Origin of the sequence: Curtobacterium sp. APC 4022 (assembly GCF_030407555.1) — a bacterium.
Taxonomy (GTDB): Bacteria; Actinomycetota; Actinomycetes; order Actinomycetales; family Microbacteriaceae; genus Curtobacterium.
In genome coordinates this window covers 15052-36255 of sequence record NZ_JASDDD010000036.1, presented here as the reverse complement: position 1 = coordinate 36255, position 21204 = coordinate 15052, and the positions used below count along the sequence as shown (strand labels likewise).

Below are 21204 nucleotides of genomic sequence, written 5' to 3'. Positions count from 1 at the left end.
GACGCTCCAGACGCCCGCCGTCCCGCCACCCGCCGTCCCGTCACCCGTGCCCTCGCCGCGCCCACCGACACCACCGCGCTGCGCTGACCGGCCCTGGCCCGATGCCGCCGCCACGGTCCTCGCCCTCGTCCTGCCCGTCGTCTGCGTCGGCTGCGGCGTCGCAGACCGCGCCCTGTGCCGCGCCTGCCGGTCAGCACTCGACGCCCTCCCCACACGCACCCGGCTCGTCGCCGGCGTCCGGCTCGACGCCGCCCACGAGTACGACGGTCTCGTCCGCACCCTCGTGCTCGAGTGGAAACTCCGGGGGCGGGTGGACGTCGTCCGCGGGCTCACCCGACGGACCGCAGACCTCGTCCGGTCGGCGCTCGCCGCAGCGCCCGCGGGCACGGTGGTCCTCCGCGTCCCGCCCTCGCCACGTGGACACCGGCGACGCGGCTTCGACCCGGTGGTGACGGTGCTGCGCCGTGCGGGCGTCCGACGCGCGCGGGCACTGCAGCGCGTCCCGCTGCCGGATCCGGTGCGCGGCGATGGACCGCACGCGGCCGGGGCCGCCGGTCGCGGGCAGAAGGAACGGACCGCGATCGAGCGCGTGGCGGCCACCGTCGGCACCCTCGCCGTGGACGGGGTGGACGGCCAGGACGTCGTGCTCGTGGACGACGTCGTCACCACCGGCGTGACGATGGCCGAGGCGATCCGGGCCGTCCGGGCCGCCGGTGGCCGGGTCGTCCGCTGCGTGGCCGTCGCCACGGTGGAGGTGTGAGCGTGCGCGCCGAGCACGAGCACGAGCACCCGACGACGGACATGGACGTCGCCTGGGCATCCGGTGGAGGTCTCCGGCACGCGGGCCCCCAGCGGCACGGGTCGAGCCCGCAGGGTCTAGCCTCGCGGCAAGGCGTTGGTGTTCGCCGGACGCAGGCGAACCGCCGAATGTGGATGGGAGCCGCCATGGACGTGACGATCACGGGCCGCAACGTCGGGGTCACCGACCGATTCCGGGCCTACGTGGAGCAGAAGTCCGAGAAGATCGACGTGCTCGCCGACCGGGCCCTCGCCTTCGAGGTGCGGGTGAGCCGGCACCACGAGAAGAGCAGCGGGGCGCAGGGCGAGGACCGCGTCGAACTCACCCTCATCGGACCCGGACCGCTCGTCCGGGCCGAGTCCGCCGCGTCGGACAAGTACGCCGCCTTCGACCTGGCGTTCGCGCGCATCGCCGAGCGCCTGCGCCGGGCACGTGACCGCAAGAAGGTGCACCGCGGGCGTCACCGTCCGACCTCGGTGGCCGAGGCCTCGGGTGCGGGGTTCGAGGGCATGGGCGTCGAGCCCGCCGACGGCAGGCTCATCGAGACCGTCGCCACCGGTGCCGTCCCCGTGGTCGACGCCGACCAGGAAGCCGGGCGCGACGAGGAAGACGCCGCGTACTCGCCGGTCGTCATCCGTCAGAAGGTCTTCGAGGCCGCACCGATGACGGTCGACGACGCGCTGTACCACATGGAGCTCGTCGGGCACGACTTCTACCTGTTCGTCGACTCGGAGACCCACCGCCCGAGTGTCGTGTACCGCCGCAAGGGCTGGGACTACGGCGTCATCGGCATCGACGAGAACCCGGGCGCCGACGCCCGGGGGAGCGAACACGTCCTCGTCGAGGAGTCCGTGTCCGCCACCGCGTAGTCGACGCGACGCACCACCTCCGAGTGCGCACGGTCCCGTCCGGGGTCGTGCGCACTCGCGCTGCTCCCAGCGCCGGACCCCGGCGGGTTGCTAGCATGACTGGCTGATCGAGCGCGTCGACCGCGCACGACGACTTCGTAAGGAGCTCACGTGGCAAACGTGTTGGAGAAGGTCCTCCGCATCGGTGAAGGGCGGACCCTCCGTCGGCTGAAGGCGTACGCCTCGGCGATCAACGACCTCGAGGACGACTTCGCGAGCCTCACCGACGAGGAACTCCAGGAGGAGACGACGGAGCTCCGCGAGCGGTACGCCAACGGCGAGACCCTCGACGACCTCCTGCCGGAGGCGTTCGCCGCCGTCCGCGAAGCCTCGAAGCGAACCCTGGGCATGCGGCACTTCGACGTGCAGCTCATGGGTGGCGCGGCGCTGCACCTCGGCAACATCGCCGAGATGAAGACCGGTGAGGGCAAGACCCTCGTGGCGACGACCGCCGCCTACCTCAACGCGATCCCGTCGCGCGGCGTGCACGTCATCACGGTCAACGACTTCCTCGCGTCGTACCAGTCCGAGCTCATGGGCCGCGTGTTCCGTGCCCTCGGCATGACCACCGGCTGCATCATCGCCGGGCAGTCGCCGATCGAGCGCCGCGAGCAGTACGCCGCCGACATCACGTACGGCACGAACAACGAGTTCGGCTTCGACTACCTGCGCGACAACATGGCGTGGCAGGCCTCCGACATGGTCCAGCGCGGCCACTTCTTCGCCGTGGTGGACGAGGTCGACTCGATCCTCATCGACGAGGCCCGCACGCCGCTCATCATCTCCGGCCCCTCCTCGGGTGAGGCGAACCGCTGGTTCACCGAGTTCGCGTCCATCGCGACCCGGCTCACCCCGGGCGAGGACTACGAGGTCGACGAGAAGAAGCGCACCGTCGGTGTCCTCGAGCCCGGCATCGAGAAGGTCGAGGACTACCTCGGCATCGACAACCTCTACGAGTCCGCGAACACCCCGCTGATCTCGTTCCTCAACAACTCGATCAAGGCGTCCGCCCTGTTCAAGCGCGACAAGGACTACGTCGTGATGAACGGCGAGGTGCTCATCGTCGACGAGCACACCGGTCGCATCCTGATGGGCCGTCGCTACAACGAGGGCATCCACCAGGCGATCGAGGCGAAGGAAGGTGTCGAGGTCAAGGCCGAGAACCAGACCCTCGCCACCGTCACGCTGCAGAACTACTTCCGCCTGTACCAGAAGCTCTCCGGAATGACCGGTACCGCGGAGACCGAAGCGGCCGAGTTCATGTCGACCTACAAGCTCGGCGTGGTCCCGATCCCGACGAACCGGCCGATGCAGCGCATCGACCAGACCGACCTCGTCTACAAGAACGAGCAGGCCAAGTTCGAGCAGGTCGCGAACGACATCGAAGAGCGCCACCACAAGGGCCAGCCGGTCCTGGTCGGCACCACGAGCGTCGAGAAGTCCGAGTACCTGTCGAAGCTGCTCGCCAAGAAGGGCGTCAAGCACGAGGTCCTCAACGCGAAGAACCACGCGCGGGAAGCCGCGATCGTCGCCCAGGCCGGTCGTGCCGGTGCCGTGACGGTCGCCACGAACATGGCCGGTCGTGGTACCGACATCATGCTCGGCGGCAACGCGGAGTTCCTCGCCGTGCAGGAGATGCACGCCAAGGGCCTGTCGCCGACCGAGACCCCGGACGAGTACGAAGCCGAGTGGGACAAGGTCTTCACCGCGATGAAGGCCGCGGTCGAGCAGGAGAGCGAGAAGGTCCGCGACGCCGGCGGCCTCTACGTCCTCGGCACCGAGCGCCACGAGTCCCGTCGTATCGACAACCAGCTCCGTGGACGTTCCGGCCGTCAGGGAGACCCGGGCGAGAGCCGGTTCTACCTGTCGCTCACCGACGACCTGATGCGCCTGTTCAACTCCGGTGCCGCCGAGAGCCTGATGGGCCGCGGCAACGTGCCGGACGACCTGGCGATCGAGAACAAGCTCGTCGGCCGTGCAATCCGTTCCGCCCAGTCGCAGGTCGAGGGCCGCAACGCCGAGATCCGCAAGAACGTCCTGAAGTACGACGACGTCCTGAACCGCCAGCGCGAAGCGATCTACAGCGACCGCCGGCACATCCTCGAGGGTGACGACCTGCACGAGCGTGCGCAGTCGTTCCTCAAGAGCGTCATCGACGACGTCATCGACACCCACACCGGTGACGGCTCCCCGGACGACTGGGACCTCGACGCCATGTGGACCGAGCTCGGGACGCTGTACCCGATCTCGATCACCATCGACGAGGTCATCACCGAGGCCGGCTCGAAGGGCAAGGCCACGCGGGAGTTCCTGGCTCGCGAGATCCTGTCCGACGCGCAGCTCGCGTACAAGAACCGTGAAGAGGCCCTCGGCGACGAGGCGATGCGCGAGCTCGAGCGTCGCGTCGTCCTGTCGGTGATCGACCGCCGCTGGCGCGACCACCTCTACGAGATGGACTACCTCAAGGACGGCATCGGCCTCCGGGCGATGGCGCAGCGCGACCCGCTGGTCGAGTACCAGCGCGAGGGCTACGCCCTGTTCCAGACGATGATGGGGCAGATCCGCGAAGAGTCGGTCGGCTTCCTCTTCAACCTCGAGGTCCAGGTGCAGTCCGACGGCGAGAGCGCGGTCATCGAGGCGAAGGGGCTCAACGAGGAAGGCGAGAACGCCGGGCTCGAGTACTCCGCTCCGTCGATCGACGGCGAGGTCGAGGTCCGCGACGAGGCCGGGCGCCTCGAGCAGGCCGCGACCGCCCGTGCGCAGCGCGCGCAGGCCGAGCAGGAAGAGGCCGCCGGTCCCGAGAAGGGTTCCGCCTTCGGCTCGGCGGCGACCGTGTCCGGCCAGGCCGACGCGAGCAACCGCGCCGAGCGCCGGGCGGCAGCCAAGAAGGGCTGACACACAGCCCCATCGTGACGGGAGGCCCGGTACCAGCTGGTACCGGGCCTCCCGTCCGTCGGGTGGTACCCGACCACCGGTCGCCGCGACCGTCAGAGCACGCCGACCGCCGTGGCCCGCCACCGTCCCTTGCGTTCCTCGAGCCGGATGGCGACCGCGCGGGCGTGGCTGCGCGTGTGCACCACGACGGCGGCCTCGGCGACGCCGTCGCGCGGCACGCTGACGACGACGCTGCCGACCCGGATCACCGGGCGGTGTCGGCGCCGACGGGCGGCGGAGCGTGCGCGGGCCGCCAGTGCGGCGCGGTGTTGCAGGTGTCGTTGGACTTCCTCGGTGATCCAGCGCGAGATCGTCTCGACCTCGCGCGCCCCGGTCAGGATCTCCGCCACGCAGAGCGCCAGCGACCGTGCGGTCTCGCCGGGGTCGGGCAGTTCCGCCGCCGGTGCCGGCGGTCCGTTCTCGTGCTGTTCATCGTGTCCCTCGTGCTCCGCGTGGTCGTCGCGGCGGCCTTCCAGCCCCGCGTCCGCTCCGTGCGTGTCCGGCTCGTCTTCGATCCGTCGTGCGTTCTCCGCCACTCCGGCCCCTTTCATCAGGCCGAGCGTAGGGTTCGTGGAACATCACATACGGTCGATCGGACCGACCTGTGGACAGACCGTTCTCGTCCACAGCGGCGCGTGGTCGGCTTCGGGAGCCACACCTAGACTGGTCGGGTGTCGACCCTCAGTGACCTCGTCCTCGCACAAGGCCGTTCCTCCGAAGCCGACGTCGAGTGGCTGCACCTGCTCGTCGGTGACTGGCAGTTGCTCGCCGACCTGTCCTTCGCCGACATGGTGCTGTGGGTGCCGACCCGCGACGACTCGACCTTCGTCGCCGTCGCCCACGCTCGTCCGTCGTCCGCGGCGACGCTGTTCTACCGCGACATCGTCGGTCAGGAGATCCGCGAGGAGTGGCGTGACCAGGTCACCCAGAGCTTCACGGGCAGCCGGGTCGTCGACTCGGCCGAGCCGGACTGGTACGAGGACACCCCGACCCGGGTCCGTGCGATCCCGGTGCTCCGTCGTCTGACCGCCAAGAGCGCGCAGACCACCGACCGCCCGATCGCCGTCGTGACCCGACACTCCAACCAGGACGAGTCGCGCACGCCGAGCCGTCAGGAACTGAACTTCACCGCGAGCGCGAACGACCTGTTCGGGATGATCGCCACCGGCGACTTCCCGGACCTCGGCGCCCCGGCAGGTCCGCGTCGTGGGGCGCCGCGTGCCAGCGACGGTCTGCTCCGGCTGGACACCGACGGCGTCGTCACCTTCGCCAGCCCGAACGGCCTCAGCGCGTTCAACCGGATGGGCTTCGACGGCGAACTCGAGCGCAAGTCGCTGGCCGAGGTGACGACCGAGCTCCTCGGTGCGCAGCTGGACGTCGACGAGTCCCTGCCGCTCGTGGTCACCGGGCGGGCTCCCTGGCGTGCCGACATCGAGGCGAAGGGCGTCACCGTGACGCTCCGGTCGATCCCGCTGCGTGACCACGGCGAGCGGATCGGGGCGGTCGTCCTCTGCCGCGACGTCACCGAGATGCGCCACCAGGAGCGCGAGCTCATCACGAAGGACGCGACGATCCGTGAGATCCACCACCGCGTCAAGAACAACCTGCAGACCGTCGCGTCCCTGCTCCGCATCCAGGCCCGCCGGACCCACTCGGACGAGGCCCGGACGTCCCTGCAGAACGCGATGCGCCGTGTCGCCGCGATCGCCGTCGTGCACGACACCCTGTCGACGGGCCTCAGCCAGACGGTCGACTTCGACGAGGTGTTCGACTCCGTCCTCAAGCTCGTGACCGAGGTCGCCGCGTCCCACAACACGACGGTCCACCCGAAGAAGACGGGGGAGTTCGGCGTCCTGCCGTCCGAGGCGGCCACCCCGCTCGCCCTCGGGCTCACCGAACTCGTCACGAACGCCGTGGAGCACGGGCTGGACGGACGCGATGGCGAGGTCGAGATCGTCGCGAACCGCCACGAGGACCACCTCGAGATCCAGGTGCGCGACAACGGTGTCGGCCTGCCCGAGGGCAAGGTCGGCTCGGGTCTCGGTACCCAGATCGTCCGCACCCTCATCCAGGGCGAGCTGGGCGGCACCATCGACTGGCACACGCTCACGGGCAGCGGCACCGAGGTCACGATCTCGATCCCGTTCCGCTGGCTGACGGCCGGGACGGCCGCGTAGCGACGCCGATGGCACCACGGCGCCGGGCGCGACGACGCCCGCCGGCCCCGAGGGGCGCGGCGGGCGTCAGACGGTCTCGTGGCCCCGCGGTGTCAGGAGGCGCGGCGGGCGCGGGCAGCGCGGCGCTTGAGCGCGCGACGCTCGTCCTCGCTGAGGCCACCCCAGACGCCCGAGTCCTGGTTGTTCTCGAGTGCGTACTGGAGGCACATCTCGGTCACGGTGCATCGAGCACAGACCGACTTGGCCTTCTCGATCTGGTCGACGGCCGGGCCGGTGTTCCCGACGGGGAAGAAGAGCTCGGGGTCCGCGGTGAGGCAGGCTGCCTGGTCACGCCAATCCATGTGGTGGTGCTCCTTGCGTTAGATGCTCGAACGGCAGGCCGGGGCCGTGACTCGGGGGATCGGGACTCTGCACATGCTCATGTGATGTACGGGAGGCTTCCTGTGGGGAGGAGCCCGCTCGGAGAGAGTTCGACGCCCGCAGAACGCTCGGGGGAGGAGCGTCGAACCACGGGAGACGCACACCACATCGTGCCGTCCAAACGACCTCGAACATCGTTCCATACTGGTATGGCCAAATCAAGGGTTTCACTGCTGGAGGATCGCTGTGCCTGACACCATCCCGGACGACCAGATCGTCCCCCGGGGGCGGCCTGCTGCGCTCCTCGTGCTCGTCGTCGTCGTCGGACTCGAGTTCCTGGCGATGGCAGCGGTGACCGTCTTCCTGCTCGTCGAGCTCCTCACGGCCCCCGCGGCGAGCGTGGCCTCAGCGGTCGCACTGCTCGTGCTGGCCGTCCTCGCGACCCTCTGGCTCGGCGCCATGGTCGTCGGCCTGCGTCGCGGTCGGGCGTGGGTGCGGAGTGGGGTCGTCGTCTGGCAGGTCCTGCAGGGGGCGCTCGCGATCGGTGCGTTCCAGGGCGTGTTCCGCGTCCCGGCCGTCGGCTGGGCGCTGCTCATCCCCGCGCTGCTCGCGATCACCCTGGTGCTCTCGAAGTCGGTGACCGCGGTCCTCGCACGACGCGACTGAGGGAACTGCCGCAGCAGCGCCGCACGAGGACATCGGTGCAGCGCTGTCAGACCAGCCCGAGCTTCTTCCGCAGACTCGCGACGTGGCCGGTGGCCTTCACGTTGTAGAGCGGCAGCTGGACGTCGCCGTCCTCGTCCACGACGATCGTCGACCGGATCGTGCCGGTGACGATCTTGCCGTAGTTGTTCTTCTCGCCCCAGGCGCCGTACGCCCGGTGCACGGCGAGGTCCGGGTCGCTGAGCAGCGGGAAGCTCAGGGCCTGCTCGTGGTGGAACCGCTGCAGGGCCGGCAGGTCGTCCTTGGAGACGCCGAGGACCTCGTACCCGGCAGCCTGCAGGGACGACATGTTGTCGCGGAAGTCACACGCCTCGGTCGTGCACCCGGGGGTGGAGGCGGCGGGGTAGAAGTACACGATGACCTTGCGCCCACGGAGGTCGCCGAGCGCGTGCTCGGTGCCGTCCTGGTCGGGGAGGGTGAAGTCGGGTGCGGTGTCGCCGGCGGCGAGACGGTCGCTCAAGGGGGCTCCTGTTCGTTGGGCGCCCCGAGTGGTCAGGGGCGCGCAGAAGTCATGCTATTGTTGATTCCCGTCGCGGGGCGCACGTCCAAGCGGCCAGACAACTCCACACACGCACCTCTAGCTCAATTGGCAGAGCAACTGACTCTTAATCAGTGGGTTCTCGGTTCAAGTCCGAGGGGGTGCACCACACGAAGACCCCGACCGATCCGGTCGGGGTCTTCTGCGTTCCACGTCGATCGCCGCTGGATCACCGACTGATCCGCGCCACGCCCGAGGCGCGGACGGCCCGCAACGCGCTGGCCGTCGCACCTGTGCAACACGGCAGGCGGGTACTCCGGACCGGAGCACCCGCCTGCCGGGGGTCAGCGCCGCCGCACCCGTCGGAGCCCGACGAGGACCCCGCCCGCGGCCGTCAGGAGCAGTGCCGCCGTGCTGACGGCCAGCAGGCCCGTGCTCCCGGTGAACGCGAGCGCGCCCGCCGTTCTCGTCGCGCCGGCGCTGCTGTCCTCGGACGCCGGGGCTGGCGTGGGGGAGGCGGTGGCGTCGCCGGACTCCCCGGAGTCGCCGGGGAGGTCCGGTTCGACCGGGACGACGCCGAAGCCCGGATCGACGGTACCGGGCGGATCGACGACGTCGTTCCCGGGCAGGATCCCGGCGTCGATCGTGTCGATCCGCTGCACGCCGACCAGCTCGTCGTCAGCGTCCGTGGCCCGCGCGACCGTGGTCTCCGCCGTCCGTCCGTCCGGACTCGCGTCGGAGTCCACCGTCCGGTCCGTCCCGACCAGTGCACGGGTGAACGAGCGGCCCTCGGGGGCGCGGAAGGCGACCGTGTACTCCCCGGGCCGGAGCCCACCGAAGCGGTAGTCGCCGGCGCCGTCGGTCACGGTGGCACGATCCACGGTTCCGCCGTGGTCGTCCGTCCCGGTCAGGCGGACGTCGACACCCGCGATGCCCGGCTCGCCGGGGTCCTGGATGCCGTTGCCGTCCTCGTCGCTCCACACGTGGTCGCCCAGGGCGCCGGCGACGATGCGGATGATCGCCGGGTTCGACAGCACGCCCAGCGACAGGTTCGAGGCGCGCAGGCCGAACCGGTTCGTGTACCGGTCGCCGTCGTGCTGCCCCTCGGTCTGCACGGTGATCCGGTGGGTGACGGTCTGGCCGACGGCGACGGGGGCACCGCGGAGGAGGCGGAAGGCCGTCACGTCGGCGAGGGAGTCCGGACACCCTGCGGTACCGAAGTCCACCTCGGCGCACCAGGTGGTCGACCCGCCGGGCTGGTTCGACGGGTGCGTCCCGTCGAGGTCCACGTCGCCCGCCGGTGCCGCGGTGTACGTGACGGACTCGTCGGCCGCTGCCTCGGGTACGACCGCTGCGGCGAGGCGGACGGAGCCGTTGAAGGACGAGTTCAGGGCGTCCCGGTCGAACGGCAGGACGTCGATCAGGTCGGCGTCCTGGATCGGACTGGCGTCCGTGTTCGTGTAGTCGAGCTGCCACTCGAGGTGGTCGCCCGTGACGACGACCGGTTCGACGGCGGTCTCCTGGACCCCCACTCCGCCGGTGGCGACGATCTGCACGGCGCGCTCTGCCGCGCGGTACCGCTCGTCCGAACGGTCGCTCGGTGAGGCGACGACGACCTCGTTGACGACGGGTGCCGCGGGCGCGGTCTTCGACACTTCGGCGGTGTAGGTGATCGGGGCCACCTCGGTGTTGGGGGCGACGTCGTGGAGGGTCCAGCTGAGACGCTGTCGTCGCTGCCCGTCGGCGTCCGTGATCGTGTCCGTCTCCGGAGCGAGCGATCCACTACCGGCGACGTAGCTGACGTGCAGCGGCAGGACGTCCCGGACGGTGAGGTCGGACGGCTTGCCGTTCGTGTTGCCGTTCGTCAGGGACGGGTAGAGGGCGTAGTCGAGGGTGTTGCCCGCGACGGTGAAACTGGTCGTGTCCGGGGTGTCGGTGGCGTCGTACCCGGCATCGACGACCTTCTTCGTGACCCGTGCGAGGTTCTCCGTGACGAGGACGCTGTCCGACAACCCGCCGGCAGCGAGTTCGGGGTCGGAGGTGACATCGTGGATCCATGGCTGGCCTGCACCGAACCGGAGGTGACCGAAGTCACGGGCTCGGGTGCCGTCAATGACGTCCTTCGTCTCGACGTAGGAGAAGAGGACGGCCGTCGTGCCCCCGCGGACGTCCCCGATGGCGCGGACCGCTCCGACCGCGTCGATGCCGCCTGGAACCTCCTCGGGCTGGTCGTACCACGGCCCGTCGTCGTCGTCGCAGGTCGCCTTGCGTTGGCCCTCCTCGGGGCTGGTCATGTCGTACGCGGCGTACTGCACGGACCCCGCGGTGAGCCCGGAGGACCACGCGACGACCCTGTCGGATCCCAGACGAATGAGCCGCTGTGTGGCGCGGTCGAACGTGTCGCAGAGGACCGCGTCCTCCTGGGGACGGAGGCCGGGGTTCGACGCGCCGACGTCGCTGCGGAGCCTCGTGCCGGGCGTCACCCACGGATCACCCTGCCGCGCCGAGCCGAACGATATCTTGGCGCCCTCGTCCACTCGGTAGAGGTGCTTGTACCCGTTGCCGGCCCCGAACTCGACGATGTTGCGAGTTGCGCGGTTGTCGGCGGCCGGCTCGGATGATCCCGGGAAGTTCGTGGCTCCGCTGATCGAGGTGGTCTGCAGCGGCGAGTAGGTGTTCACCGAGTCCACGCTCGTGCCGGTCGGCGGCATGGGCATCCAGACGGACAGGTAGCCGGAGACGAAGTAGGCGCGGTTCGGCTGCGTCAGCGACCCGGTCAGTCCTGCCGTGGGGAGGTGGGTCGGGTCGGTGTCGGTGCCGGTGATCGTCACCGACACGGGCTGACCGGCACCGTCCTGCACGCAGGCGATCCTGCCGGAGTCTGTGACGCTGTTCCCCGTGCCACCGCGACCACCGGGGAGGTTGCCGAAGCGCCAGTCGGTGACCTCGTTCACGCCGCAGACGGGGTGCCCGCCGTTCCAGAGCACGGCTCCTGAGGGGAGATCGCCGAGGATCTCCGAGAGGTCGTCGGTGAAGGTCATCGGTCCGGCGCTCCGCTCGAAGCCCAACAGGCCCTGTCCTGGAACAACCGGGTCCCAGTCGACGGTGATGGGGTAGACCAGCTGGATGCCGCGGGTCGTGCCGTCCGGACCGAGGACCTCCGTGTTCAGGCGTGAGGCTGTGATGTTCTTGCTGAGGTTGTACCGCGCCGCGGCTGACACCGTCACCGGCGGTGCGGCTGCAGTGATCAGGCCGTTCTCGGCATCATCCGCTGTTCCGGTCGCCACGACGTCGAGCCGGTCACCGTTCCGGAGGTCGCCGGAGAGGTCGAGGACGGCGGGGACGGCGACCGCCTGCCCTTCGGCGACGTCGCCGAGGTTGCACACGAGATCTGTACCCGCGATCGAGGACCCCATTCCCCGGCAGGGGCCGGGGACGCCGGCCCACGAGGTGCCCGCGGGAGCGGTGAGGGTGAAACGCTCGTTCATGCTCGGTCCGCCGCTGGAGTTCATGGTGACGCGGTAGGTGACGGCATCGAGGGTGCGGACGACGCCGTTGGTGGCGCCCGTGTCGGCGCCCGGACCGTCCTCCGGAGTGAAGGGGCCGTTGCCGTCCTTCGCGATCTCGAGGGCCAACCCGATGACCGCCCCGGTGGCGGCGATCGACGGTGGGTCGGTCGAAGTGGCCGCTGCGGCTGCGGCTGCGGTCGGAAGGGTCACGGCGAGGGTGACACCCAGCGCGAGAGCAGCACGCGTCATGGCGCGTGGTTGCATGAGGACTCCGTCTGTTGGTCGGTTCAGGCATCGCAGGTCGATGACTCCGGCGATGATATGCCGACATGAACAGGTGATACGCCCCACATGAACACGAAATACTGAACCGATGTCGGACCCTCGGGTCACTCGAGATCGACGACCCGCTCCTCCCCGAGCACCGGCACGAGCGCGCCCGCCGACACGCTCGCCAGCTCCGCTTCGAGGGCCGCGATCCCGTCCGCCGGCACCCAGAGCTCGAACACCGCCTGTTCGCCGTACGCGGTGTCTCCCGAGGTGGCGTCGTGACGTGCCACCCAGGCTCGCAGGGCGTTGTCGACCCGCCCGGCGTCGGCATGCGGCACCGCGACGCTCACCCTGGTGCGGGCGGCACGTCGGACCACCGTCGCCCGGTCCAGCGCCTCGGACACGGAGGTCGAGTAGGCGCGGACGAGGCCGCCGGCGCCGAGCTTCACCCCACCGAACCACCGGCTGACGACCACCACCACGTCGGTCAGGTCGCGGCGTCGGAGCACCTCGAGCATCGGCACCCCGGCGGTGCCGGAGGGTTCGCCGTCGTCGGAGGAGCGCGCCTGGTCACCCAGGACGCCCGTCACCATCGCGCTGCAGTGGTGCCGTGCGTCCCAGGACCGTCGGCGGACGTCGGCGATCACCGCCTCGGCGGCTGCCGGATCCTGGGCGGGGTGTGCGGTCGTGACGAACCGGGAGCGGGAGACGACGAACTCGTGCTCGACCGGGCCGGCGATGGTCGAGGGGTACCGGCGCGACACCCTTCCGAGGGTAGTCGGGCAGTAGCATGGTGGAGCACGGGGATCGAAGGGGGACGACGATGACGGCATCACTGCCGAAGGGCGGCGTGCTCGATGCGGGTGAACTCGCGCGCCGGCTCAACCTGCTGCTCGACTTCGAGGAGTCGCAGCGCGGCGCCCCCGTGCCCTTCGCCGAGATCGAGCAGTACGTCGACGAGCACGGCGGGTCGCTCTCCCGGGCGAAGTGGACCTACATGGTGTCCGGGGACGGCCGACGCAACAGCGACACCCAGCTCCTCCGACTGCTGGCCGGCTTCTTCGAGGTCGACGACACCTTCCTGCTCGAGGACAGCGACCTGCCCGAACGCATCGGCGCGCAGCTCGCACTCGTCCGGTCGATCCGGTCGGCACGGGTCAGCGGTTTCGCGGCGCGGACGTTCCCGGGGGAGCTCTCCCCGGACGCACTCCGGCGCATCGCCGAGGTCATCGAGCAGGAGTCCCGTCGCGGCGGTGCCGCATGAGCGACCCCCGCGTCCTCGAACGCTTCTGGGAGATGGGTGCCGACGCGGGCTGGACGGGGATCGAGGACGCCGTCGCCGCCGCCGAGCAGCTCGTCGGCAAGCCGATCCGGGTCCGGGAAGAGTCGTTCCTGGCCGACGAGCCGGTGTGCGGCTTCGTGGCGACCCTCGAGCACCAGCACCTCGTGATGATCTCGCCGACACCGTCGCCGACGTTCCGCGCGTTCGTGATCGGGCACGAGCTCGGCCACGTCCTGCACGGGCACCAGGAGTCCGCTCCCCAGGCCGCGGCGATCCGCGCCCTGATCCCGGACCTGCCGCAGTACAAGGTCGAGCGGGCACTGGCCCGGGGCCTGTTCGAGAACGAGTACGAACGGCAGGCGGAGCTCTTCGCGGACCGTCTCGCGCAGCTCATCCGGGGTCACCGCGAGCGTCCCAGCGCGTTCCGCGGAGTCTTCGGGTGATCCTCGCGCTGGTGCAGGCGGTCCTGCTGGTCGTCGGCACGGTCGTGCTGGCGTTCCTGCAGCGCGGCCAGGACCGGACGCTGACGATGACGTTCCTGCTGTTCTCGGCGACGATCGTGGCCGGCGTCGGTCCGCTGTACCGCGCCGTGGACCCGTTGCTCGGTGGTCGGAACGTCCTGACGCTCGTCTGTGACGTGCTCATGGTCCTGGGGACCAGCACGCTGCTCTGGGGTGTCGCGAAGGCCGTCGGGGCAGCGCGCACCTGGATGCGGAACGTCGTCGTCGGCTCGTGCTCGGTCGTCCTCGTGCTGATCGTCCTGGCCTTCGCCACGCTCGACCCGGTCCCGACGACCACCACCTTCATGCTCGCGGTCGGACACCAGCCGACGGCGGCCGTGTACTCGATCGCGCAGACGACCTACCTCGGCCTGGCGCTCGGTGCGACGGGCGTCATCTGCGTCCTGCGCGTCCGGGAGGCCCGCACCGGCCTCGACCGCGTCGGACTCTGGGTGCTCGTGGCCGGCGGGGTGTTCGGTGCCGTCCGCATGGTCGTCGTCGCCGTGATGGACCTGGCGCACGTCGCCGGCCGGATCGACGTCACGCACGCGCTGAGCCTGCCGTACGACGTCACGACCCCCGGAGCCGTCCTGCTCGTCGCCTCCGGCATGCTCCTGCTCGTCGTCGGTCACCGGGTCGGGCAGGGCCGGCGGAGCGCCGCGCTGTCGCGGGCCCTTCGGCGCCTCGAACCCGTCCACGCGCGGCTGGGCACCGACAACGAGTACCCCGACTCGGACGACCCGGCGACCCGGTTGAGCCGCTTGATCGTCGAGGTCAACGACGGCGCACGTCGCAGCCGCCGACCGCTCGACGCCGCGGACCGAGCGGCCCTCGCCGAGGCTGAAGCGGTCCTCGCCACCGCCTGAGCGGAGCTCGCGCACGGGCCCTGAGCTGGGCACGGAGCCCGGCCCGGAACCCGGCTCGGTGAACATCCGGCGCGGATCCCTCGCGGCCCGTCGGGGCCGGCACGCCCCTCGTGTAGGCTCTGTAGCACGTGCTACACATGGTGTGGTCGCGGGTCTCGGCCGGTCGTGGGGGGCGGCCGAGGCCCGGGCGTAGGATCGTCGGGTGCTCGTCTTCGCCGCAGTGGTCCTGTTCGTCGGTGCCGTCTTCAACGTGATCGCCTGGCCGCGCTTCTTCCAGCGGGTCGCGAAGGACACCCGTGCCCGCGACGCCAGTGGCCGTCCGACGACGTTCTGGCGCGTGCACTTCATCCTGATGCTCATCGGGCTCGCGATCGCCGCCGCCTCGGTCGTCGCGGCGGTGCTGCTGCTCGTCTGACGACGGCACCGCACGCCCGTGTGACGGACGGGAGGCCCGTGGCGACGCCGCCACGGGCCTCCCGTCCGTCAACCGCACCGGGGGAACCCGTGCCGTCACGGCACGAGGCCAGCCGCGCTACGAGGCCGCCGGCACGAGGCCGCCGGCACGAGGCCGCCGCGCTACGAGGCCGCCGGCATGAGGCCGCCGCGCTACGACGCCGCCGGCATCGGCGCGCCGAGCGCCGAGCGCAGCGCCATGTCCGCGAGCGACTCGTCCGCGGGGGAGAGCAGGACACGCCAGACGTCCGCCAGTGTGACGAACTCGATGCACACCGCGTCGAAGTCGCACTCCTCGATCCGCCAGCCCAGCACGGCCTCCATCGGCACCGGCAGCAGCGTCTCGCGCTCGTAGCTGGTCTCGGCCGTCACGCGGTCGCGGAACACGCGGACCCGGCAGAGCGCACCACGCCAGGTGTGCTGCAGGTCGAGCGTCGGGAGAACAGGAGAGTCCGGCACCCGCTGATCGTACCTGCGGGTGCCGGACTCGGTCGACCCTGTCCGGGCCGGGCGGTTCCTGAGTGGACAGGGGTCAGGCTGTGCCGTCGTCCCCGTCACGTCGGCGGACCTGGGCGGCCGGGTCGCGGCCGTTCACCGGGTAGGGCCCGGTGACGCCCTGCCGCAGCGAGGCGATGCGCAGGATTCGGTCGCGCTGCAGGAACCAGCCGACGATGAGCAGCGGGATGACGATGACGAGCGACGCGATCGTGTACGTGCCGATCGGGTAGTCGATCGCCATGAGCACGATCACCGCGGCGAGGAAGGCCAGCGTCAGCCATGCCGTGACCGGAGCACCCGGCAGCCGGAACGTCGGTTCCTTCGCGAGCCCCTGCTTGGCCCACTGCCGCAGTTTCATCTGGCAGAGGATGATCGTGCCCCACGCGGTGATGATGCCGAGGCTCGCGATGTTCAGGGCGATCTCGAACGCCTGCCCGGGGACGAAGTAGTTGAGCGCGACGCCGGCGACGGTGAACGCCGCGGTCAGCAGGATGCCGGCGTACGGCACCCCGCCCTTCGACATCTTCGTGGTCCACTTCGGCGCGGAGCCGTTCATGCCCATCGAGTGCAGCGCACGCCCGGTCGAGTAGAGGCCGGCGTTCAGCGAGGACAGTGCGGCGGTCAGCACGACGAAGTTCATGATCGACCCGACGATGACGCCGACGTGCGGGTTGCCGAGCGACGAGAAGAACGTCACGAACGGGCTCTCGCCCTTCTTGTACGCCGTGTAGGGCAGCAGGATCGAGAGCAGCACGATCGAGCCGACGTAGAACACCGCGATGCGGAAGACGACGGAGTTGATGGCGCGGGGGATGACCTTCTCGGTGTCCTGCGTCTCACCGGAGGCGGTGCCGACGAGCTCGATCGCCGCGTAGGCGAACACGACGCCCTGGATCACGAGGACGGCCGGCAGGACGCCGTTCGGCAGGATGCCGCCGTTGTCGCCCCAGATCGAGAAGCCGGTGCGGACCGCTTCGCCGCCGGTCTCCACCGGGAACGCGAAGACCAGCCAGATGATGGCCACCACGAGGAACGCGACCAGGGCGGCGACCTTGATGAGCGCGAACCAGAACTCGAGCTCGCCGAACACCTTCACCGCGACCATGTTCGCCGCCAGGACGACGACCAGGGCGATGAGTGCGAGCAGCCACTGCGGTGCGGCGGTGAACGCCGACCAGTACTTCAGGTAGACCGCGACGGCCGTGGTGTCCACGATCGACGTCATCGCCCAGTTGAGGAAGTACATCCAGCCGGCGGCGTAGGCGAACTTCTCGCCGTAGAACTCCCGCGCGTACGAGATGAACGAGCCCGAGGACGGCCGGTGCAGCACGAGTTCGCCGAGTGCCCGGAGGATGAAGAAGGCGAACACGCCCGCGATCAGGTAGGTGATCGCGAGTGCTGGTCCGGCGTTGTGCAACCGTTCCCCGGCGCCGAGGAAGAGCCCCGTGCCGATGGCGCCACCGATGGCGATCATCTGCAGCTGGCGGGGCTTCAACCCGTGCTGGTAGCCCTCTTGCTCGTGCGAGAAGTCGTTCGCCGGAGCGCGGTCCACGCCCGTGTCGTTCTGCGCTGTCATGGCGAGAACGCTACCGCTGCACGCGCGATGGGAACACTCTGCGCCACGATGGACTGATGGACATCCTCCTCAGACTGCTCGTCGCGATCGGGTTCGCGCTGCTCCTCACGGCGGTGGCGGCCCTGGTCCTGCACCTGGTGTTCCGCGCCCTTGGCCGGCGTGAACGCTGGGCGCTCGCGCTCTCCCGGCGGACGAAACACCCGACCCGCAGCACCCTGCTCGTCGCCCTGCTCTGGACGGCGTTCACGACGAGCGTGCCGAACGACCTCGACCGGTTCCCGTGGCGCGACGACGTCTCGCACGTCTTCCTCATCGTGATGATCGGCGTCGGTTGCTGGCTGGCGTGCGAGCTGGCGATCTTCCTCGAGAGCCTCGGCCTGCACCGGTACCGCGTCGACGTCCCGGACAACCGTGTCGCCCGTCGGGTGCGCACGCAGGTGCTCATCATCCGCCGGCTGACGGTCGCCGTCCTCGTCATCATCGCCGTCGGCGCGATCCTGCTCACCTTCCCCGGGGTGGAGGCCGCGGGCGCCAGCGTCCTCGCCAGCGCCGGTCTGCTGTCGGTGATCGCCGGTCTCGCCGCGCAGTCGATGCTCGGCAACGTCTTCGCGGGCATGCAGCTCGCCTTCTCCGGGTCGATCCGCGTCGACGACGTGGTGGTGGTCAAGGCGCAGTGGGGACGGATCGAGGAAATCACCCTCACGTACGTCGTGGTGCACCTGTGGGACGACCGACGGTTCGTGCTGCCGTCCACGTACTTCACGAGCACGCCGTTCGAGAACTGGACGCGGACGAGCAGTGAGCTCCTCGGTGCCGTCGAGTTCGACCTGGACTGGCGGGTCAGCCCGTCCGACATGCGCGAGGAACTCGACCGGATCCTCGCGACGAGCACGATCTGGGACGGCCGCACCAAGGTCCTGCAGGTCACGGACGCGGTCGGTGGGTTCGTCCGGGTGCGGATCCTGGTCACCGCCCCCGACGCCGGCGGGCTCTTCGACCTGCGCTGCTACGTCCGCGAGGAGATGGTCGAGTGGGTGCAGCGCCACCACCCGGACGCGCTCCCGCTGCAGCGCGTGCAGCTCACGGAGCCGACCCGCACGCCGCCGACCAAGCGCAGTGCTCGGAACGAGTCGGACTCGCAGCTCTTCGGCGAGGGCGACGAACGCTCCGCCCTCTTCACCGGGCCGATCCAGACGTCCGGCATCCGCGCCGACGAGGTCCCGCCCGATCCCCGAGCCCGGTAGGCACGCCGACCCGTGCCGCAGACGGACGGGAGGCCCGGTACCAGCTGGTACCGGGCCTCCCGTCTTCGTCCGTGGTCGCGTCGCGACCGCGGTGGGGGACTAGCGCTGCTTCGACTTCACCGCACGGTCGTCCTCGACGACCGTCCCGACCGCCACGATCGTCGTCGCGAGCCAGGCCACCCAGGTCAGGGCGAGCCGCCAGTCGCGCGGTCCGCGCCTGGACGTCTGCAGCACGCTGTAGCCGCTGATGAGCGAGCCCCACACCGCACCACTGAACATGAACTTCCGCACGGGTTCCTCCTCTTGGTCGTCCTCGCCACGTTACCGGGCGCTACATTGGAGCGCCGCCGGGCGCACAGGGACCTCCGGCACCGAACGAGGAGCCACATCGTGCGCCAAGCAGTCATCGGAGCCGTCCTGCTCGCCGTCGGGGCGGTGTGTGTCGCCCTCGGCCTGTTGCCGCTGCCGGAACTCGGGGCCCTCGCCGCCCGGGTGCTGCCGGTCCTGGGCTTCGTCCTCGGCCTGACGATCGTCTCCGAACTCGCCGCGGACGCCGGCGTCTTCGACCGGCTGGCCGACGTCGCCGCCCGTGTCGGCGGCGGCCGGACCATCGGGCTGTGGGGCGCCGTCGTCGTCCTCGCCGTGGTGTGCACGGTCTTCCTGTCGATCGACACCACCGCGGTGCTGCTCACCCCGATCGTCATCACGCTCGCGCGCCGGGTGGGGTTGCCACCGATGCCGTTCGCGCTGACCACCGTGTGGCTCGCGAACACCGCGTCCCTGCTGCTGCCGGTGTCGAACCTCACGAACCTGCTCGCCGTCGACAAGATCGGGCTCGACGGGCCGCTGCCGTTCGCCGGCCTGATGGTGTGGGCCGCCCTCGCCGGGGTCGTCGTGCCGTGTGCGGTGCTGCTCGTCGTGTTCCGCCGGTCGCTGTTCGGCCGGTACACGCCGGTCGGACTGCGGAAGGCATCCGACCCGGTGTTCTTCTGGGCGGCGTCCGCGGTGCTCGTGGCCCTCGTCGTCGCGCTGACCGCCGGGGTCGAGGTCTGGGTGGCCGCGGTCGCCGCCGCGGTCCTGCTCGTCGTCGTCGCCGCGTTCCGGGCGCCGTCCGAGCTCAAGCCGTCCCGGGTGCCGTGGTCGACGCTCGTCTTCGCCGCCGGACTCTTCGTCGTCGTCGAGACCCTGCACGCCACCGGCGTCACCGACCCGATCGTGCACGCCCTCGGCGGCGGCACGGGCAGCGGCTCCCTGCTGCTCCTCGGCGGTGCGGGCGCGGTCGCCGCGAACGCGATCGACAACCTGCCCGCCTACCTGGTGCTCGAGCCGGCGGCGGGGCACGAGGCCCTGCGGTACGCGGCCCTGCTCGTCGGCGTCAACGCGGGCTGCCTGATCACGCCGTGGGCCTCGCTCGCGACGCTGCTGTGGCACGCCCGACTGACGGCCGAGGGCATCCACCTGTCGTGGGGTCGCTACATCGCGCTCGGCTGCATCGTGGCGCCGCTCACCGTCGTCGCCGGCGTGTTCGCGCTCGCGATCTGATCCCGGCCGGGCCGGGCCTCACAGCCCCCGGGCCGGGCTGGGGCTCACAGCCAGTCGCGGTGCTTGAACGACCGGTAGAGCAGCAGCGACGACGCCACGGTGAGCGCGATCGACGCCCACAGCCCGCTCCAGGCCCCCTCGCCGGGGAACTTCACGTTCTGCCCGAAGAAGCTCGTGATGCCGGTCGGGATCGCGATGATCGCCGCCCAGCTCGTCACCTTCTTCATCACGGTGTTCTGCCGGTTCGACGCCAGGTTGAGGTTCGTGTCGAGGACGCTCGACACCGCGTCCCGCTGCTGGTCGACCGAGTCGGCGATCGACACCAGGTGGTCCTCGACGTCCCGGAAGTAGGGACGGACGCCGTCGATGATCGTCTCGGCGTCGCCGTGCAGCAGTGAACCGACGCTGTCCCGGGTCGGGACGACCAGCCGGCGGAGCACCCCGAGCGCCTTGCGCAGGCGGAACGAGCGGCGCTGGATCTGCTGCTCGCGCGGGTCGCCGGTCTCGAACAGGTCGTCCTCGAGTGCGTCGATGTCCCGCTCGATGGTCTCGAGGACGCTCGTGGCGTGGTCGACGACGGCGTCGAGCAGCCCCCAGAGCAGCCAGGGCACACCGTGGTCGGCCAGGTCGCTGTTCGCGTCCCACCGGCGCTGGACGGCCGCGGTGTCGAAGTCGGCGGCGTGGATCGTGACGAGGGCGTGCTTCGTGACGAAGGCCTTCACCTCGTGGGTGACGATCGCGCCGTCCTTCCCCGGACCGTGGGCGTCGTAGACCACCAGGAACAGGCTGTCCCGGTACCGGTCGAGCTTCGGCCGCTGCCCGCTCTCCACCGCGTCCTCCACCGCGAGGGCATGGATGCCGAGTTCTTCCTGGACCTGTTCGAGGTCCGAGGGCTGCGGATCGGTGAAGTCGATCCAGACGAAGGCACCGTCGCGGGCGACGAGGTCCGAGACCTGCTCCACGGGGAAGTCCCGCTCCGCCGACGAACCGTCCTGCCAGCAGCGCGTGCTCACCATGGGGCGAGCCTAGTGACGGTGCGCTGCGTGCCGGACCCGGCCCCGGGCCTCCCGGTCGGGCACGGGTGA

Annotated in this window: 20 protein-coding genes and 1 tRNA gene; 12 read left to right on the top strand and 9 right to left on the bottom strand. The window is 70.4% G+C overall.

The window, feature by feature from the left end:
* From QL987_RS11865 to secA, 3 genes are all read left to right on the top strand, one after another.
* Window positions 1-760 (top strand): phosphoribosyltransferase family protein (locus QL987_RS11865; protein ID WP_290157809.1); only part of this gene is annotated, 760 nt, incomplete at its 5' end.
* A gap of 185 nt (window positions 761-945) precedes the next feature.
* Window positions 946-1668 (top strand): ribosome-associated translation inhibitor RaiA, encoded by a 723-nt coding sequence (gene raiA, locus QL987_RS11860; protein ID WP_111076338.1) that lies wholly within the window; start codon window positions 946-948, stop codon window positions 1666-1668.
* Between the two features lie 150 nt (window positions 1669-1818).
* Entirely contained in the window at window positions 1819-4602 is a 2784-nt protein-coding gene (gene secA / locus QL987_RS11855) for a preprotein translocase subunit SecA (RefSeq protein WP_290157808.1), read from the top strand.
* 92 nt (window positions 4603-4694) lie between these two features.
* Here secA and QL987_RS11850 read toward each other — a convergent pair whose 3' ends face one another.
* Entirely contained in the window at window positions 4695-5192 is a 498-nt protein-coding gene (locus QL987_RS11850) for an Rv3235 family protein (protein ID WP_290157807.1), read from the bottom strand.
* 120 nt (window positions 5193-5312) lie between these two features.
* Here QL987_RS11850 and QL987_RS11845 point away from each other — a divergent pair, with 120 nt between their 5' ends.
* Window positions 5313-6818 carry a PAS domain-containing sensor histidine kinase gene (locus QL987_RS11845; protein ID WP_290157806.1) on the top strand — a complete coding sequence of 502 codons (1506 nt, stop codon included), beginning with the start codon at window positions 5313-5315 and terminating at the stop codon, window positions 6816-6818.
* A 92-nt stretch (window positions 6819-6910) separates the two neighbouring features.
* Here the strand turns inward: QL987_RS11845 and QL987_RS11840 are convergent, their stop codons facing one another.
* On the bottom strand, window positions 6911-7159 hold the full coding sequence (locus QL987_RS11840; RefSeq protein ID WP_022904217.1) for a WhiB family transcriptional regulator: 249 nt from the start codon (window positions 7157-7159) through the stop codon (window positions 6911-6913).
* Window positions 7160-7424: 265 nt separating this feature from the next.
* Here QL987_RS11840 and QL987_RS11835 point away from each other — a divergent pair, with 265 nt between their 5' ends.
* Window positions 7425-7844: a hypothetical protein gene (locus tag QL987_RS11835; protein ID WP_290157805.1), complete on the top strand. Its 420-nt coding sequence runs from the start codon at window positions 7425-7427 to the stop codon at window positions 7842-7844.
* Window positions 7845-7890: 46 nt separating this feature from the next.
* Here QL987_RS11835 and bcp read toward each other — a convergent pair whose 3' ends face one another.
* Window positions 7891-8361: a thioredoxin-dependent thiol peroxidase gene (gene bcp, locus QL987_RS11830; RefSeq protein ID WP_290157804.1), complete on the bottom strand. Its 471-nt coding sequence runs from the start codon at window positions 8359-8361 to the stop codon at window positions 7891-7893.
* Between the two features lie 111 nt (window positions 8362-8472).
* Between bcp and QL987_RS11825 the strand changes: the two genes are divergently transcribed.
* Window positions 8473-8548 (top strand) — tRNA-Lys (locus tag QL987_RS11825).
* A gap of 175 nt (window positions 8549-8723) precedes the next feature.
* Here QL987_RS11825 and QL987_RS11820 read toward each other — a convergent pair.
* Together QL987_RS11820 and QL987_RS11815 are read right to left on the bottom strand one after the other, a co-directional pair.
* Window positions 8724-12152: an SdrD B-like domain-containing protein gene (locus QL987_RS11820; protein ID WP_290157803.1), complete on the bottom strand. Its 3429-nt coding sequence runs from the start codon at window positions 12150-12152 to the stop codon at window positions 8724-8726.
* A gap of 125 nt (window positions 12153-12277) precedes the next feature.
* The gene (locus QL987_RS11815) at window positions 12278-12922 is read right to left on the bottom strand and encodes a YigZ family protein (RefSeq protein WP_290157802.1); all 645 of its coding nucleotides are present in this window, start codon (window positions 12920-12922) and stop codon (window positions 12278-12280) included.
* A 59-nt stretch (window positions 12923-12981) separates the two neighbouring features.
* Here QL987_RS11815 and QL987_RS11810 point away from each other — a divergent pair, with 59 nt between their 5' ends.
* The 4 genes from QL987_RS11810 to QL987_RS11795 all read left to right on the top strand — a co-directional run bounded on the left by QL987_RS11810 (window position 12982) and on the right by QL987_RS11795 (window position 15221).
* Window positions 12982-13422, top strand: a complete 441-nt coding sequence (locus tag QL987_RS11810; protein ID WP_290157801.1) for a hypothetical protein — start codon at window positions 12982-12984, stop codon at window positions 13420-13422.
* A complete protein-coding gene (locus tag QL987_RS11805) occupies window positions 13419-13883 on the top strand; it encodes an ImmA/IrrE family metallo-endopeptidase (protein WP_111076329.1) in 465 nt (154 codons plus the stop codon). Before QL987_RS11810 ends, QL987_RS11805 begins: the two co-directional genes overlap by 4 nt.
* Window positions 13880-14806, top strand: coding sequence for a hypothetical protein (locus tag QL987_RS11800; protein ID WP_111076328.1), 927 nt, complete (start codon window positions 13880-13882; stop codon window positions 14804-14806). The genes QL987_RS11805 and QL987_RS11800 overlap by 4 nt, the downstream gene beginning before the upstream one ends.
* 202 nt (window positions 14807-15008) lie before the next feature.
* A complete protein-coding gene (locus QL987_RS11795; protein WP_221849618.1) occupies window positions 15009-15221 on the top strand; it encodes an SCO4848 family membrane protein in 213 nt (70 codons plus the stop codon).
* A gap of 191 nt (window positions 15222-15412) precedes the next feature.
* Here the strand turns inward: QL987_RS11795 and QL987_RS11790 are convergent, their stop codons facing one another.
* Window positions 15413-15718, bottom strand: coding sequence for a hypothetical protein (locus tag QL987_RS11790; RefSeq protein ID WP_253463484.1), 306 nt, complete (start codon window positions 15716-15718; stop codon window positions 15413-15415).
* 73 nt (window positions 15719-15791) lie between these two features.
* A complete protein-coding gene (locus tag QL987_RS11785) occupies window positions 15792-17333 on the bottom strand; it encodes an amino acid permease (protein ID WP_221849617.1) in 1542 nt (513 codons plus the stop codon).
* A gap of 56 nt (window positions 17334-17389) precedes the next feature.
* On the opposite strand from QL987_RS11785, the gene QL987_RS11780 reads away from it, so the two are divergent.
* A complete protein-coding gene (locus tag QL987_RS11780) occupies window positions 17390-18577 on the top strand; it encodes a mechanosensitive ion channel domain-containing protein (RefSeq protein WP_290157799.1) in 1188 nt (395 codons plus the stop codon).
* 99 nt (window positions 18578-18676) lie between these two features.
* Here QL987_RS11780 and QL987_RS11775 read toward each other — a convergent pair whose 3' ends face one another.
* Window positions 18677-18868: a hypothetical protein gene (locus tag QL987_RS11775; protein WP_110904698.1), complete on the bottom strand. Its 192-nt coding sequence runs from the start codon at window positions 18866-18868 to the stop codon at window positions 18677-18679.
* A 99-nt stretch (window positions 18869-18967) separates the two neighbouring features.
* Here QL987_RS11775 and QL987_RS11770 point away from each other — a divergent pair, with 99 nt between their 5' ends.
* A complete protein-coding gene (locus tag QL987_RS11770) occupies window positions 18968-20119 on the top strand; it encodes an SLC13 family permease (RefSeq protein WP_111076324.1) in 1152 nt (383 codons plus the stop codon).
* 44 nt (window positions 20120-20163) lie between these two features.
* On the opposite strand, the gene QL987_RS11765 is transcribed toward QL987_RS11770, so the two are convergent.
* On the bottom strand, window positions 20164-21135 hold the full coding sequence (locus QL987_RS11765) for a magnesium transporter CorA family protein (protein ID WP_290157798.1): 972 nt from the start codon (window positions 21133-21135) through the stop codon (window positions 20164-20166).
* Window positions 21136-21204 lie beyond the last annotated feature (69 nt).

Coding starts and splice junctions, on each gene's coding strand:
- raiA (WP_111076338.1), top strand. CDS start 946: ATGGACGTGACGATCACGGGCCGCAACGTCGGGGTCACCGACCGATTC.
- QL987_RS11850 (WP_290157807.1), bottom strand. CDS start 5,192: ATGAAAGGGGCCGGAGTGGCGGAGAACGCACGACGGATCGAAGACGAG.
- QL987_RS11840 (WP_022904217.1), bottom strand. CDS start 7,159: ATGGATTGGCGTGACCAGGCAGCCTGCCTCACCGCGGACCCCGAGCTC.
- QL987_RS11820 (WP_290157803.1), bottom strand. CDS start 12,152: ATGCAACCACGCGCCATGACGCGTGCTGCTCTCGCGCTGGGTGTCACC.
- QL987_RS11810 (WP_290157801.1), top strand. CDS start 12,982: ATGACGGCATCACTGCCGAAGGGCGGCGTGCTCGATGCGGGTGAACTC.
- QL987_RS11805 (WP_111076329.1), top strand. CDS start 13,419: ATGAGCGACCCCCGCGTCCTCGAACGCTTCTGGGAGATGGGTGCCGAC.
- QL987_RS11785 (WP_221849617.1), bottom strand. CDS start 17,333: ATGACAGCGCAGAACGACACGGGCGTGGACCGCGCTCCGGCGAACGAC.
- QL987_RS11780 (WP_290157799.1), top strand. CDS start 17,390: ATGGACATCCTCCTCAGACTGCTCGTCGCGATCGGGTTCGCGCTGCTC.
- QL987_RS11765 (WP_290157798.1), bottom strand. CDS start 21,135: ATGGTGAGCACGCGCTGCTGGCAGGACGGTTCGTCGGCGGAGCGGGAC.